General features: G+C 58.4%; 15 protein-coding genes and 1 tRNA gene. 9 read left to right on the plus strand and 7 right to left on the minus strand.

What is annotated here, in order from left to right; translation table 11 throughout:
- Positions 1 to 161: 161 nt before the first annotated feature.
- The 3 genes from RMV17_RS15195 to RMV17_RS15205 form a co-directional block, all read right to left on the minus strand.
- Complete coding sequence (locus RMV17_RS15195) at positions 162 to 1,370, minus strand: DSD1 family PLP-dependent enzyme (RefSeq protein ID WP_311887054.1); 1,209 nt, start codon at positions 1,368 to 1,370, stop codon at positions 162 to 164.
- A gap of 74 nt (positions 1,371 to 1,444) precedes the next feature.
- Complete coding sequence (locus RMV17_RS15200; protein ID WP_311887055.1) at positions 1,445 to 2,773, minus strand: D-arabinono-1,4-lactone oxidase; 1,329 nt, start codon at positions 2,771 to 2,773, stop codon at positions 1,445 to 1,447.
- A 76-nt stretch (positions 2,774 to 2,849) separates the two neighbouring features.
- Positions 2,850 to 3,206: a c-type cytochrome gene (locus RMV17_RS15205; RefSeq protein ID WP_311880873.1), complete on the minus strand. Its 357-nt coding sequence runs from the start codon at positions 3,204 to 3,206 to the stop codon at positions 2,850 to 2,852.
- Between the two features lie 349 nt (positions 3,207 to 3,555).
- On the opposite strand from RMV17_RS15205, the gene RMV17_RS15210 reads away from it, so the two are divergent.
- The 4 genes from RMV17_RS15210 to RMV17_RS15225 all read left to right on the plus strand — a co-directional run bounded on the left by RMV17_RS15210 (position 3,556) and on the right by RMV17_RS15225 (position 7,729).
- Positions 3,556 to 5,181 carry an NADP-dependent glyceraldehyde-3-phosphate dehydrogenase gene (locus RMV17_RS15210; protein WP_122597888.1) on the plus strand — a complete coding sequence of 542 codons (1,626 nt, stop codon included), beginning with the start codon at positions 3,556 to 3,558 and terminating at the stop codon, positions 5,179 to 5,181.
- Between the two features lie 130 nt (positions 5,182 to 5,311).
- Positions 5,312 to 5,662: a DUF3302 domain-containing protein gene (locus RMV17_RS15215; RefSeq protein ID WP_311880876.1), complete on the plus strand. Its 351-nt coding sequence runs from the start codon at positions 5,312 to 5,314 to the stop codon at positions 5,660 to 5,662.
- Between the two features lie 5 nt (positions 5,663 to 5,667).
- Positions 5,668 to 6,627 carry an HlyD family secretion protein gene (locus RMV17_RS15220; RefSeq protein WP_034156511.1) on the plus strand — a complete coding sequence of 320 codons (960 nt, stop codon included), beginning with the start codon at positions 5,668 to 5,670 and terminating at the stop codon, positions 6,625 to 6,627.
- Positions 6,628 to 6,688: 61 nt separating this feature from the next.
- Positions 6,689 to 7,729 (plus strand): FUSC family protein, encoded by a 1,041-nt coding sequence (locus tag RMV17_RS15225; RefSeq protein ID WP_311880877.1) that lies wholly within the window; start codon positions 6,689 to 6,691, stop codon positions 7,727 to 7,729.
- A 3-nt stretch (positions 7,730 to 7,732) separates the two neighbouring features.
- Here the strand turns inward: RMV17_RS15225 and RMV17_RS15230 are convergent, their stop codons facing one another.
- Positions 7,733 to 8,626 (minus strand): DMT family transporter, encoded by an 894-nt coding sequence (locus RMV17_RS15230; RefSeq protein ID WP_311880878.1) that lies wholly within the window; start codon positions 8,624 to 8,626, stop codon positions 7,733 to 7,735.
- 137 nt (positions 8,627 to 8,763) lie between these two features.
- Between RMV17_RS15230 and RMV17_RS15235 the strand changes: the two genes are divergently transcribed.
- Both RMV17_RS15235 and RMV17_RS15240 read left to right on the plus strand, forming a co-directional pair.
- Positions 8,764 to 9,201, plus strand: a complete 438-nt coding sequence (locus tag RMV17_RS15235; protein WP_311880879.1) for an Lrp/AsnC family transcriptional regulator — start codon at positions 8,764 to 8,766, stop codon at positions 9,199 to 9,201.
- A 57-nt stretch (positions 9,202 to 9,258) separates the two neighbouring features.
- Positions 9,259 to 9,576 (plus strand): YceK/YidQ family lipoprotein, encoded by a 318-nt coding sequence (locus RMV17_RS15240; protein WP_186624294.1) that lies wholly within the window; start codon positions 9,259 to 9,261, stop codon positions 9,574 to 9,576.
- Positions 9,577 to 9,619: 43 nt separating this feature from the next.
- On the opposite strand, the gene RMV17_RS15245 is transcribed toward RMV17_RS15240, so the two are convergent.
- Positions 9,620 to 10,975, minus strand: a complete 1,356-nt coding sequence (locus RMV17_RS15245; RefSeq protein ID WP_311880881.1) for a hypothetical protein — start codon at positions 10,973 to 10,975, stop codon at positions 9,620 to 9,622.
- A 403-nt stretch (positions 10,976 to 11,378) separates the two neighbouring features.
- Positions 11,379 to 12,050, minus strand: coding sequence for a Bax inhibitor-1/YccA family protein (locus tag RMV17_RS15250; protein ID WP_008081508.1), 672 nt, complete (start codon positions 12,048 to 12,050; stop codon positions 11,379 to 11,381).
- Between the two features lie 122 nt (positions 12,051 to 12,172).
- Here RMV17_RS15250 and RMV17_RS15255 point away from each other — a divergent pair.
- The 3 genes from RMV17_RS15255 to RMV17_RS15265 all read left to right on the plus strand — a co-directional run bounded on the left by RMV17_RS15255 (position 12,173) and on the right by RMV17_RS15265 (position 12,930).
- A tRNA-Ser gene (locus RMV17_RS15255) sits at positions 12,173 to 12,260 on the plus strand.
- A 211-nt stretch (positions 12,261 to 12,471) separates the two neighbouring features.
- Positions 12,472 to 12,681: a hypothetical protein gene (locus RMV17_RS15260; RefSeq protein WP_016774031.1), complete on the plus strand. Its 210-nt coding sequence runs from the start codon at positions 12,472 to 12,474 to the stop codon at positions 12,679 to 12,681.
- Positions 12,682 to 12,744: 63 nt separating this feature from the next.
- Complete coding sequence (locus RMV17_RS15265) at positions 12,745 to 12,930, plus strand: hypothetical protein (protein WP_095118629.1); 186 nt, start codon at positions 12,745 to 12,747, stop codon at positions 12,928 to 12,930.
- Positions 12,931 to 13,064: 134 nt separating this feature from the next.
- Here the strand turns inward: RMV17_RS15265 and RMV17_RS15270 are convergent, their stop codons facing one another.
- Positions 13,065 to 13,325, minus strand: a complete 261-nt coding sequence (locus tag RMV17_RS15270; protein ID WP_095118628.1) for a hypothetical protein — start codon at positions 13,323 to 13,325, stop codon at positions 13,065 to 13,067.
- Positions 13,326 to 13,442: the final 117 nt, after the last annotated feature.

The raw sequence follows: 13,442 nt of genomic DNA on the forward strand, positions 1-13,442 counted from the left end.
ATTACAGAATTTGGCAATGAGATGGGACATACATCGAGAACCCTGTGGGAGCTGGCTTGCCAGCGATAGCGGTCTGTCAGCGACAGTAAAGGTTGCTGACATGACGCCATCGCTGGCAAGCCAGCTCCCACAGGGTTTTGCAGTGTTTGGGTGATTTGGGGTCAGTCGTAGACAGGCCAGGTGTCGATGATTTTGCCGCCGCGCACGGCCAGCAGATCGCCGAATTGCAGCAGTACGGACTCGGTCTGGGTCGGGCGCAGGAACACCTGGTCTTCCACAGTGAGGCCGACGGCACTTGAGCCGTTGACCATCTCCTGATTGGAGCTGCGACCATACACGCCATTACTCTGCAAACCGGCCGGCGATTCGAACTCGGCCATCCAGTTACCGCCATAGATGAAGAAGGTCTGGCGCTGATTCTGGTCCCACCACGAAAACAGCTTCGACTTGTCATCCAGCGCCGGGATATTCACCGCGCCGGTGCTTTTCAACACGGGCGTGGCGATGTAGGTCGCAGGGACGTGCTCGCTGAGCGATGGCAAATCATAGTGCGTCGGTTTGAGCATCGCCGTGCCCACGGAAACCTCGCTGCTGAGCTTTTCGTTTTCGTGAATGCGGTAACTCGGGCTGCCGGCGGTATTCAGGCACAAGCCGTCGTGCCACAGCGCCGGAAACTGCTGCCGGGTGAAATCGACGCAGCGCTGATAAATCACCATGACCTTGGCGAACAGTTCTTCCGGTGAACCGAGAATCCCCGGCACCCCCATGCCCACGAACGGGTCGTAACCCATGAACCCGGCAAATTCCAGATGCTGCGGGTTGGCGCTGATCAGCGTGAGCATTTGCCCAAGGACATTCACATCGCTGACGCCGCCGCGATGCAGGCCGACGTCCAGTTCGATGTTGATGCGCATCCTTGTGCCAAAACCCTGAGCCAGCGCGAGGTATTGCTGCAATCGCTCCGGGCCGTCGAGCAGCCATTGCAGTTGCCTTGCGGGATCGAACGGGCCTTTGTGGGATTGATAAAACAGTTCTGCCGAGCGCACCGGCAACGGCTTGCCCAGCAGAATGTCGGAATGCGGAAACACCTGTGCATCGTGATTGAGAAACGGCTGATGAAACGACATCAGCTTCTGCGTTCCGGCACGTTGCGCGATGTAGCTCAACAGTCCCGGTGACGGCAGCGACTTCTCCACCAGACGCAATTGTTTGCCGCCATGTCTGACCGACTGCATCACCACATCGATGTTGTGATCGAGGCGATCGAGATCGATCAACAGCACCGGGCGCATCGGGCCTTTTTCCTTTAACTCTTTGTTCAGTGCGCGGAAATAATCGCTGTACGGCGCGCCGTGGTCTCCCGGCCGCAACCATGCGCCGACGCCCACCAACAATGCGCCAAACCCCAACGTGCCAAGCAGAAAATTACGTCGATTGACCGTCATCAGCTCACCCCCAAAATCGACGACAAATGCGCATTGAGAAACCGTCCGCTGGGGTCCAGCGCCTGGCGCACATCGACAAACTCGCGCCAGCGCGGATACAGCGGTTGCAGGTTCTTCGCGTTGAGCGAGTGCAACTTGCCCCAGTGCGGCCGCCCGTTGTACTTCCAGAAAATCGGCTCGACCGCCGCGAAGAAGTTGTGATGATCCATCTGATAATGCTGGTGCACCGAGATCGAACAGCTGTCGCGCCCCTCGAACATGCTCAGCGGGATATCGTCAGCCTTGACGTAGCGGTACTCGATGGGAAACCAGGTGCGCAGGTCCTTGTCCTGGATCAGCTTGAGAATTTCGCGCAGGCACGCCGGGCCGTGTTCCGCCGGCACCGAATATTCCATTTCGTTGAAGCGCACCGTGCGCACGTTGGCGTAGATGTCGAAAGAGTCGCCGACGCGGTCATCGAAGCTCGCCAGATGACGCAGGCTATTTAGCAGCGTGCGGCGCAGGTCAGGGAAGTCGCTACCGTATTTGTCGATCTTCTCGATCAGGGTGACGAACTCGTTGCCACCCTCCTCTTCGGGCGGAATCGGTGGTGTGGCCGGGTCATCGGTTTCGTTGAGGGCGATGGACAGCGCGTAGTCGGAATGGGTGACGACGAGCATTTCCCAGTGCTGGTTTTCGCGGGTGTTCTTTTCGAGGTCTTCCAGCAGCTCTTCGGTCTTGGCGATCCATTGGCGCTCTCGCAAGCGGTATGCCGGACGGTTTTGCAGGCGGATTTTGGTGGCTACGCCGAGTGCACCGAGGGAGACGCGAGCAGCGTTGAATACTTCGGCATGGCGGTGGCTGTCGCAGTCGAGCACTTCACCGCTGGCCGTCACCAGTTGCATGCCGCAGACGTGCGCCGAGTAGGACTGGAAGTTTTTGCCGGTGCCGTGGGTGGAGGTCGAAAGGGCCCCGGCGAGGGTCTGGTAATCGATGTCGGCCATGTTCTGCAGGGCCTGGCCGATGTCTTTCAGTGGCTGGCCCATGCGTGACATCGGCGTGCCGGCAGCGAATTCGGCTTGCAGGGTTTTCGCATCATGGTCGAGCAGACCGTTAAAGTAGCTCAGCGACAACAGCGTGCCGTCGGTAGGCACCAAGGCGCTGAACGAGTGCGCCGAGCCGACCGGGCGGATCTTGCCTTGCGCCTGCTGGATAGCGGCCACCAGCTCATCAAGATTCTTCGGCGCCAGTCGCGCCGCCGGCAGGCAACTCTGCCCGCCCGACCAGTTGCGCCACGGAATCAGCCGTGGCGCCCGCAGCAATTGACCCAATGCCGGATGGCTCGCCAGCGCACTGAAGGCGCCGACGATGCTCGCCCGTTGCAACAACTGACGCCGTGTCAGATCCATGCTCATGCCGGGCACCTTATTGTGGGAGCGGCTGGTCGGCCATGAAGCCGATCAGTTGCAGGAATTGTTCTTCGCTGCACTCGACGCACTGCCCCATCGGCGGCATGCCGTTGTAGCCGTTGATGGCGTGATCTAGCAGCGTGTCGGAGCCCTGGCGGATGCGCGGTTCCCAGGCTTTGCGGTCACCGGTGAGCGGCGCGTTGGCGGCCGGGTTGGCGTGGCAGAGCTGGCAGCTGTTGGCGTAGATCTGCGCCAGTGCCGGGTCTTTGGGCATGGCGTTGTTGTGGATGGTGGCCGGGGGTTTGGGGTCTTCGCCGCAGCCGGGCAGCGTCATGGCAAACGCCAGCAGTAGAGTGAGTCGGATTGCCCGCATAACGGCCTCGCTTATTGTTGTGCTCACACCTTAAGGCAGCGGCTGCAACGGGTTGAGGGCATTGCGGGACAGTGAGGGGGGCAAACGGGGCCAGCTCTCCCCCCGATGATCGTTCCCACGCTCTGCGTGGGAATGCCTCAAGGGACGCTCCGCGTTCCAATGGGACGCAGAGCGTCCCGGGCTGCGTTCCCACGCGGAGCGTGGGAACGATCATCAAGCCTGTCCGCTCTGCTGTGCGCCTTTGCGTGACATTCCGGTGACATTTGCGGGTTTAAATTCCGGCGCATTCAGGCGTATAACCTGTGAAGGCTTTTTGATCTGCATACGGACATCAACACGGGGTAGCGACATGACCACAGCAAACATCCTTGGCAACCTGTTCCCTTCTGTCAGCGACATCCCGGAAAAATACCGCCTCGACGCTCAGGTCGAGCAACGCGAATACCTGGTCGACGGCCAGTTGCGCCGCTGGGACGGCCCGCTCGCCACCGTGCGCAGCCCGGTCTATCTCAAAGGTGACAACGGCGACGAACAAGTCATCCTCGGCAGCACGCCGCTGCTCGATGCCGAGACCGCCCTCACCGCCCTCGACGCCGCTGTGCGTGCCTACGACCGTGGCCAGGGCCTGTGGCCGACCATGCGCGTGGCCGAACGCATCCAGCACGTCGAAGCCTTCCTCGGTCGTATGCGCCAACAGCGCGATGCCGTGGTGAAGCTGTTGATGTGGGAAATCGGCAAGAACCTCAAGGACTCCGAAAAGGAGTTCGACCGCACCTGCGACTACATCGTCGACACCATCAATGCGCTCAAGGAACTCGACCGCCGCTCCAGCCGTTTCGAGCTGGAACAGGACACCCTCGGGCAGATCCGTCGCGTCCCGCTAGGCGTCGCCCTGTGCATGGGCCCTTACAACTATCCGCTGAACGAGACCTTCACCACGCTGATCCCGGCGCTGATCATGGGCAACACCGTGGTGTTCAAACCGGCCAAGCTCGGCGTGCTGTTGATCCGCCCGCTGCTCGAAGCGTTCCGCGACAGCTTCCCCACCGGCGTGATCAACGTCATCTACGGCAGCGGCCGCGAAACCGTCAGCGCGCTGATGGCCAGCGGCAAGATCGACATTTTCGCCTTTATCGGCACCAACAAAGCCGCCAGCGACCTGAAAAAACTCCACCCAAAACCTCACCGTTTGCGCGCCGCGCTGGGTCTGGATGCGAAGAACCCCGGCATCGTCTTGCCGGAAGTCGATCTCGACAACGCCGTCAGCGAAGCGGTCACCGGCTCACTGTCGTTCAACGGTCAGCGCTGCACCGCACTGAAAATTCTCTTCGTGCATGAAGACGTGGTCGACAGCTTCATCGAGAAATTCAACGCCAAACTGGCCACGCTGAAACCGGGCATGCCGTGGGACAGCGGCGTGTCTCTGACGCCGCTGCCGGAGTCGGGCAAGGTCGATTACCTGCACGGCCTAGTGGCCGACGCGCGCAGCAAGGGTGCCGAAGTGGTCAACCCCAATGGTGGCGAATCCCGCGAGTCGTTCTTCTATCCGGCGGTGCTGTACCCGGTGAATCCGCAGATGCGCGTCTATCAGGAAGAACAGTTCGGCCCGGTCGTGCCGATCGTGCCGTACCGTCATCTCGATACCGTGATCGACTATGTGCTGGAGTCCGATTTCGGTCAGCAGTTGAGCATCTTCGGCACCAACCCGGTGGCGGTCGGTCGTCTGGTCGACACCTTTGCCAACCAGGTCGGGCGGATCAACCTCAACGCGCAATGCCAGCGCGGCCCGGACACTTATCCGTTCAATGGCCGCAAGAATTCGGCGGAAGGTACGCTCTCGGTACACGATGCGCTGCGGGTGTTCTCGATCCGTACGCTGGTGGCGACCAAGTTCCAGGACAGCAACAAGGACCTGATCAGCGAGATCATTCGTGGGCGTGATTCGAGCTTCCTGACCACCGATTACATCTTCTGATCAACTGTCACGCGGATCGTGAATAAGCAAAAAGGCGACGGCAACCGCTTCTGATCCAAAGTCGCCAAGCGCCCGGCAAATCAGTGTCTACACTGATGCCAGCACTGTGCTGGATGCCGGGAGCTTGACCATGCTGGATTACTTTGCGCTAGGGGTTTTGGTGTTTGCCGGGCTTGTACTGTTTTACGGGATCATCGTGTTGCACGACATTCCCTATGAGATTGCCGTTCATCGTAACCACCCGCATCAGGATGCGATCCATGCCACTGGCTGGGTCAGTCTGTTCACGCTGCATGCGCTCTGGCCTTTCCTGTGGATCTGGGCGATGGCCTATCGAGAGGATCGCGGCTGGGGCTTCGGTGACGGTAAATCCGTGCAAAACCATGTCGTTCGCCTGGAGCAACAGCTGGTCGAACTGCAAGGACGCCTCGAACGACTCGAAGCGCTGAATGCCACTGCTCCCCACAACCGGGAGGGCTGAACACCATGGATCTGCTGCTTATCCTGACTTACGCCGCGATCTGCGTCGCAGTGTTCAAGATCTTCCGTATCCCGCTGAACAAATGGACGGTGCCCACCGCCGTACTGGGCGGCATCCTGATGATCGGCGCCCTGATTTTCACCATGAACTACAACCATCCCTACTCCGAGGTGGCGCGCACTTACTTCGTGTCCGTGCCGGTGATTCCCATCGTCAGTGGTCAAGTGATCGACGTGCCGGTGAAGGGTAACGAGCCGCTGGAAAAAGGCGATGTACTGTTTCGCATCGACCCTACGCCGTTTGAAAACCGGGTGAAATCGCTGAAGGCGCAATTGATCGCCGCCAAAGGTGATCGCTATCGCATCACCGAATTGATCCGGCGCAACTTCGGCACCCAACGTGAACTGGATGCGGCCATCGCCCGCACCGATGATCTGCAGGCGCAACTGGACAACGCCCAGTTCGAGCTGGACAACACCACCGTTCGCGCGCCGAGCAAAGGCTTCGTCACCCATGTTTCGCTACGGCCGGGGATGATGGCGAGCAAGTTGCCGTTGCGCCCGTCGATGGTGTTCATTCCCGAGGAAGGCCAATATTTTGCCGCGTGGATGCGCCAGAACAGCCTGCTGCGATTGACCGTCGGCGACGAGGCAGAAGTCGCGTTCGACGGCATTCCCGGCAAGGTGTTCGCCGGTCGGGTAAAAAATGTCATCGGAGTGATTGCCGAAGGTCAGGTGCAGCCTTCCGGCACACTGATCGGCTATACCGGTTCGCCGCCGGCCGGGCGAGTGCCGGTGATCATCGAAATCACCGATCCGGACTTCGCCCAGTACAGCAAGCTGATGCCGGGCGGTGCTTACGGGCAGGCCGCGCTGTACAGTCAGCACTTCCACCACATTGGCACGATGCGCAAAATCCTCCTGCGTATGGCAGCATGGATGAATTACATTTTCCCTTTCCATTGACCTGAAACCCAATCACGAGAGGCCCGCACTGAGTACTTACAGCACCCATCGACTTCCGCCCTTGCTGCGTCGTGTCCTGCGTCCGTTGCTTGATCCTTATCGACGTTACCGGCACGCGCGGCTGATCCATGCGGTGCGCGTGGCCCTCGGTTTGCTGGCAACGATCCTGCTGACCACCGGCATCAATCTGCCCCACGGCGAATGGGCCTCGGTAACCATGCTGGTGGTGATCGGCGGTTTGCAGCACCACGGCAACATCGGCAAAAAAGCCGCCGAACGCGCCACCGGCACCTTGATCGGTGCCGGCGTCGGTTTGCTGCTGGTGGCGCAGCAGGCGTGGCTCGGCATGCCGTGGCTGACGTATTTTGCGATGGCGGTGGTCTGCGGTTTCTTCTCTTATCACGCCATTGGTAAGGGTGGTTACACTGCTCTGCTCTCGGCGATTACCGTGTTCATTGTCGCCGGGCATGGCGACAATCCGATCACCGATGGTTTGTGGCGCGGCGTCGATATTCTGATCGGCATCGCCCTCGCCCTGGCCTTCTCTTTCGCCCTGCCGCTCTACGCGGTGTATTCGTGGCGCTACAACCTCGCCGATGCCCTGCGCGATTGCGCCACGGTGTATGGGCGGATCATCAGCGGCCAACCGGTCAGCGCCGATGAGCATTTGAAGCTGATGGGCCGACTCGGCGCGGTGATGGTGCAATTGCGCTCGCTGATGCCGTCGGTGTCCAAGGAAGTGAAGATTTCCATGACCGAACTCGATGCGATTCAGCGCAACCTGCGTATGTGCATCAGCACGCTTGAGATCCTTGGCAACACGCGACCGGATGCAAGCGATCCAGAAGCCATGGCGCATCTGCAATCTGCGCTGAAGGCCGAGCACCGGCAGATTCGCGTGCAACTGATCGGCATGGCCCGGGCGTTGAAAACCGGTGCCTCGCAACGTCTGGAGAAGCCGCTCGAACTGCCGGAAGCCAACCTCGATGCGCCGGTTTACAGCACGCTGGATGGCTACCGACTGTTGACCCGGCAACTGGCGGCGAATATCGGCGAGATGCGCCAGCGCCTGGCGAAAAGCGCACCGCACTGGAACATCTGAGGGTTACTGCGCAGCCAGCCGCCGGCTCTTCAGGCCCCAGCCCTGTTGCATGCCGGCGGCGGCCAACAGAATCGCGGCCACGCCGAGCCATTGCAGGGTTTCCAGGCGATGGCCGAACGCAAACCAATCGACGAAGATCGCGGCAATCGGATAGATGAATGATAGTGCGCCGGTCAATGCCGTCGGCAGTTTCTGAATCGCGCCGTACAACAGCACATACATAAGGCCGGTGTGAACGATGCCCAGCGTCACCAGACTGGCCCAGGCACTCGGCGCTTGCGGCAGCGCACTGAAATGCGCGAACGGCGCCAACAGCAAAATCCCGGTGCATACCTGAATCAGCGCGATCAGATGCGGCGGCGTGCCGGTCAGGCGCTTGATGATCAACGCGGCAATCGCATAGAGAAACGCCGCACCCAACGCCAACGCAATCCCCATCAGATAGTCGTTGCCGCTTTCACCCTGAGTGCCATGGGCACTGACGATCGCCAACATCCCCATGAATGAAATCGCCAGCCAGAACAGCTTTTGCAGGGTGATCTTTTCGCCAAGAAACAGTGCCGCCAACCAGACCAGCATGAACGGCTGCACGTTGTACACCGCTGTGCCAATGGCAATCGAAGCGCGGGAGTACGAGGCAAACAGCAACACCCAGTTACCGACAATCGCCATCCCGCTGAGCACTGCAAGCAGGAACGTCGTGCGGGTCAGAATCCCCGGGCGCAGGAAACCGAATGCCGCGCAGATCAGCAACAAGGTGCCAGCGCCGAACACGCAGCGCCAGAACACTACGTCGAGTACCGGTTGCCCGGAGACCAGCACAAACCAGCCGATCGTCCCGGATATGAGCATGGCGGCAGTCATTTCGAATGAGCCGCGCCGCAGGGTCTTGTCCATCATCAATCTCCTCAACAATTGAGCAAAGTATGCCAAGGCGTCCCTGCGGCGCTCCAGAGCAAAAAGCAGGCTAAACTCGCAATCTGCCTTTTTTATCGCGGGTGGTTTTCATCGATCGCCTAATACAGGAGTTTTTTATGACGGATGACATTGATCAGATCCTCATCGGCGCATTGATGGAGGATTCGCGGCGTTCGCTCAAGGCGCTGGCGCAGATCAGCGGCTTGTCGTCACCAAGTGTGGCCGAACGCTTGCGCCGGCTGGAGGAACGCGGTGTGCTCAAGGGCTATACCGTAGAAATCGATCCAAAGTTCTTCGGCTATCAGTTGCAGGCGATCGTCCGGGTTCGCCCGTTGCCGGGGCAATTGCAGGAAGTCGAGCGGCAGATCCTGGCAATTCCCGAATTCACCGAGTGCGACAAAGTAACGGGCGAGGACTGCTTCATCGCTCGCCTGCATGTGCGCTCGATGGAACAGCTCGACACCCTGCTCGACCGCCTCAATACCCTTGCGGAAACCAATACTGCGATCGTCAAGAAGACGCCGGTCAAGCGCCGTTTGCCACCGATGGCCTAAGTGCTTTTTCAACACGTTTGACGTAGATTGAGTTTTTTCCGACGAAGGATTGGCGGTATGAAAGTTCAGGCAATGATGCTGAGCGCATTAGTGTTGAGTGGTTGCGGGACAGTGCAAACGGTCATGCGCGACGACCAGGTCGCCGTGGACGATTTGAGATCGAACAAATCCTATTGCGGGGCGGTGCCGAGGATCTACAGCGGCGTGATGTATGACTTCTGCAGTCTGCATGCGCCGATAGACGAAGGTAACAAGTACAACGCCGCCCTGCCCGGCTGGGCGATTGATGCTGTGGCGTCCGGGGTGCTCGACACGTTGTTGTTGCCTTACACCATTTACAAACAGCAGACTGATGGCAGCATCCTGATCAACTGAAAAAAGCCTGCGCACGCCGAAACGTGCGCAGGCTTTTCGCTTGTTACTCCAGCAGTTGCTGCAGGCTCGGGTCACGAATGACTTTCTGCAACGGCTGCGGCGTGGCGTTGTTGGTGGAATTGAGCATTTTCAGTTTCACGTCCGACGCTTTGCTGCACGCATTCTTGCCGTCAGCGTAGATGCCGCTCATGTCGCATTTCCACTCGAAGTAATTCACCAGACCGCCGGACAATTGCAGGCTGTAGTCAGTGCTTTGAGTGCCCGGCGTGAAAGCATGGCCGGCCGGAATGTTCTGGAACCACTTCATCCATTCAGGCGAACCCGGCTTCGGCGCATTGGCCTGGAACGTTGGATTCATGATCGCCACTTGCGGCGTTTCGGCGGTTGCATGGCAGCTCAGGCAGGAACTGTTGGGGTTGTCCACCGGACCATTGAGGCGACCGTTCCAGCCCAGGTGAGTGGGCGGTAATTCCTGGGTCTTGGCGTTGATCGCAGTCTGTTGCAACGCGGGATTGATCTTGGTCTGCGTCGGTTGCGGGTTGGTGAAGTCGTTGCCGATTTCTTCCGGATCGTTGCCCCACATGATCCCTACCGGGACGAGGTTGTCCCAGCCAGGCTTGCCGGTTTTCGCGCCGTTGTACTGAAAGGTGCCGAAGATCCAGCCAGTGGCGCTCATGCGCTTATCGCGCACGGCGATATCCATCTGGATCAATGCGACATCTTTGACCTTGCGATTGGCCGACGTGAATGTTTCGGTGACGTAGCCCTTCCACAACACCGGGTTCACCAGGAACGGCACGGTGCTGCGATCAATATCGGCGAACAGGGCTTTGCAGACTACGGTGCCGTCGGGGAAGCTGTTGGGTGCCGATGTGTATTTCGGATCAGGGTTGTTCGGGTCTTTCCAGACCTCTCCGATGGTATAGGCACCGATGTCGTTATAGATGCCCACCGCGTATGTCTGGCCAGTAGCGGTCTGCGTGGGGGCGAGTTGCTTGACCTGGATCTGCGCCTCTTTGGTCAGGCCGTGAATCCCTTCGCGTCCCAGCGGGCCATAGTGCTGCCACGGCATGTGATACCACTGACGTTTTTTATTGTTCTGCACGTACCAATCAGCCTCGACGTTGCCTTCGAGGCAATAGGTTTTGACTTCCTCCATGTACGCACGCCAAGTCTCAAAATTGTTATCTGGCTTGGTCGGTAGATTCTTGAAAAAACCGGGTAGCGGTACTTTCGGCGCTGTTGCCGGGTAACTCTGGCTCAACTCGAACAGTGGACCAGAGTATTGGCTTGAAGGTGGCTGATAGCCGAAGTCAGGATAGACGCCGGCGAAGGTTGACGCGCTGAACAGCGCGGTGGTGACGGCCAGTACAGCCAGTTTTCCTTGGGGCTGGTTCATCGATGATCTCCTTGATTGGGACAACGCCCGCAATGGCAGGGCCTCCATTATTTTTCTGGTATCAGGGTCCCGGTCTTTCGCCGGGATACGGTCACGGTGCATGGCATTTGGCGTGGTTCACCTCCCGGTTTTTACTGGACGAACGAATACAGTCGCTCTCGACCGAAAGGCCTGGCGATCAACAGCGAGGGAAGTGAATGCGAGGGACGCAGGAATTACACGAGGGGTGCTGGTTACCGACTCCTGTCGATCAGGCTACTGCTCTTCCTTGGTAATTAGGTGTAGGTGATTTCCAAAAAGACGCCACTATTTTCAGATCATTTTGTATGTAAAAGGCCACTACGCTTTTCGGCGAGCAACAAAAAACCCGCCGAAGCGGGTTTTTTGTTGAAACGAATAACGATCAGTCGTCGCGGCTCATGATGCCGAAGATCTGCAACAAGCTGATGAACAGGTTGTAGATCGATACATACAGGCTGATGGTCGCCATGATGTAGTTGCGCTCACCGCCGTGGATGATGGCGCTGGTCTGGAACAGGATGCACACCGAAGAGAACAGCACGAAACCTGCGCTGATCGCCAGTTGCAGGCCGCTGATCTGGAAGAAGAAGCTCGCCAGTGTTGCACCCAACAACACGAAGAAACCAGCGGTGATGAAACCACCGAGGAAGCTCATGTCCTTGCGGGTGATCAGCACGTAGGCCGACAGACCACCGAACACCAGCGCGGTCATCGCGAACGCCGAGCTGACCACTTCAGCGCCGCCCTGCATACCCAGGTAACGGTTGAGGATCGGGCCGAGCAGGAAACCCATGAAACCGGTCAGCGCAAAAGCGGACACCAGGCCCCACGCGGAATCACGGAGTTTGTTGGTGAGGAAAAACAGCCCGTAGAAGCCGATCAGCACCACGAAAATGTTCGGGTAGCCAACACGCATCTGCTGTGCGACGAAAGCCATGACGCCGCTGAATGCGAGGGTCAGAGCCAGTAGGCCGTAAGTGTTGCGCAGGACGCGGCTAACCTCTAGCTGCTCAGCCTGCACGCTGTTATTAACTGCGTAATCCTGTTCGCGCATGGCGACACTCCTGTTGGTTTGAAACGTTCAGTCGCAAAGATCATAACAGACGCTCTGTAACAAGCCATGCAGAGAGTTTGACAGTGTGTTTCATTCAGGTATTATGGCGCCCGCAACGCAACGGAGGTGTGGCCGAGTGGTTTAAGGCAACGGTCTTGAAAACCGTCGACTGTAACAGGTCCATGAGTTCGAATCCCATCGCCTCCGCCATCTTATGTACGACAAAGCCCTGATTATTCAGGGCTTTGTCGTTTCTGGCGTCCTGAAAAATCTCCGCCTAGCCGAATGCGTTCCATAACGTTTGTGGACGCGTTCCATAACTCGACCGAGTTTTCCCCTCTCCGGCGTCCTGCCAATAGTTAAAACACTCTTCATGTAACACGGTGCTACGCTGACTCCTTGGCTGCCAAGGAAACCAAAAATGCCCAACTCCGACCTGCTCCCTTCCCTTCTCTTCAAAATCAACGAAAACCAACTCGCCCTCGAAGCCGCCATCATGGAGTTGTCGAACTGGGTCGAACAACGCGGATCGGCAGACGTCGCCGAGAATGTGCGCGGCGCGCTCTGGGCGATCGACAAGAACGAAGAGTTCATCAAGATGACGCTTGCAGTGCTGATGACGCCCGACTGACGAATAGACAGTCAGAACCGTTCGGAGATATCTAGGAATACGACTAGGAGGCGTGAGGGTCAAATGGACTTCATTTTCGATTTGATAGCTCATCGTGTTGGCGTCTACGTACTGAGCCTCTTGAGTGGCGGCCGCTTCAAGGGAGAAAGTGGTTTTGCCTGGGGCTGGGCAGTTGTCGTCGGCGCGCTGATTCTGATCTCTCCATTCGCAGCATTCATAGCCTTGCTCATCTACACCAGTGGCCCGTGAAGTGATGTCTCGCATGGGTCATTAACCGCACTTCGCGACAGGCGCCAATCGGCCAAAAAAGCTGACGGTACCTACAGGCAGCAATCGACCCACAGCTGCCATTTAGATCTGTTGTTATCTTTGTTAGAGCGGGCTTACCCGCGCGTAGGCTGCTTGAGCAACGCACATACTCTTCGAGCGATCTCATCTGCGCCATCGGGAATGACCACTGAAATGCCTAAATAGTGTTCAAGGTGCAGGGTAAGCGTGTGTTCATCCACCACCAGATCCCAATAGCGCTGGTCCGGGCTATCGAGCCTCTCTTTCCAGCAACCGCCCAGCCCTTTCTCAAGAACCCGGGCCGCGTCCTCGAAAAGCTTCCAGTCGGCTTCTTCTGATACTTCAATCCTCACCATGCGTCACCTCACCATCAATAGTCCTCCGATTTTGGTGGCTCCTGCGAATGGCCGCAATGGGTCGACACCTACCGGTGAAGGATGACCGCTATTGGCCGGTAGCGGTCGCTTGCAAAC

The organism is Pseudomonas sp. VD-NE ins (genome assembly GCF_031882575.1).
Taxonomy (GTDB): Bacteria; Pseudomonadota; Gammaproteobacteria; order Pseudomonadales; family Pseudomonadaceae; genus Aquipseudomonas; species Aquipseudomonas fluorescens_BZ.

Bases quoted from the DNA above. Each gene is read 5' to 3' on its own strand.
- RMV17_RS15205 (WP_311880873.1), bottom strand. From the start codon at position 3,206: ATGCGGGCAATCCGACTCACTCTACTGCTGGCGTTTGCCATGACGCTG.
- RMV17_RS15210 (WP_122597888.1), top strand. From the start codon at position 3,556: ATGACCACAGCAAACATCCTTGGCAACCTGTTCCCTTCTGTCAGCGAC.
- RMV17_RS15215 (WP_311880876.1), top strand. From the start codon at position 5,312: ATGCTGGATTACTTTGCGCTAGGGGTTTTGGTGTTTGCCGGGCTTGTA.
- RMV17_RS15220 (WP_034156511.1), top strand. From the start codon at position 5,668: ATGGATCTGCTGCTTATCCTGACTTACGCCGCGATCTGCGTCGCAGTG.
- RMV17_RS15230 (WP_311880878.1), bottom strand. From the start codon at position 8,626: ATGGACAAGACCCTGCGGCGCGGCTCATTCGAAATGACTGCCGCCATG.
- RMV17_RS15235 (WP_311880879.1), top strand. From the start codon at position 8,764: ATGACGGATGACATTGATCAGATCCTCATCGGCGCATTGATGGAGGAT.
- RMV17_RS15240 (WP_186624294.1), top strand. From the start codon at position 9,259: ATGAAAGTTCAGGCAATGATGCTGAGCGCATTAGTGTTGAGTGGTTGC.
- RMV17_RS15245 (WP_311880881.1), bottom strand. From the start codon at position 10,975: ATGAACCAGCCCCAAGGAAAACTGGCTGTACTGGCCGTCACCACCGCG.
- RMV17_RS15250 (WP_008081508.1), bottom strand. From the start codon at position 12,050: ATGCGCGAACAGGATTACGCAGTTAATAACAGCGTGCAGGCTGAGCAG.
- RMV17_RS15260 (WP_016774031.1), top strand. From the start codon at position 12,472: ATGCCCAACTCCGACCTGCTCCCTTCCCTTCTCTTCAAAATCAACGAA.
- RMV17_RS15265 (WP_095118629.1), top strand. From the start codon at position 12,745: ATGGACTTCATTTTCGATTTGATAGCTCATCGTGTTGGCGTCTACGTA.
- RMV17_RS15270 (WP_095118628.1), bottom strand. From the start codon at position 13,325: ATGGTGAGGATTGAAGTATCAGAAGAAGCCGACTGGAAGCTTTTCGAG.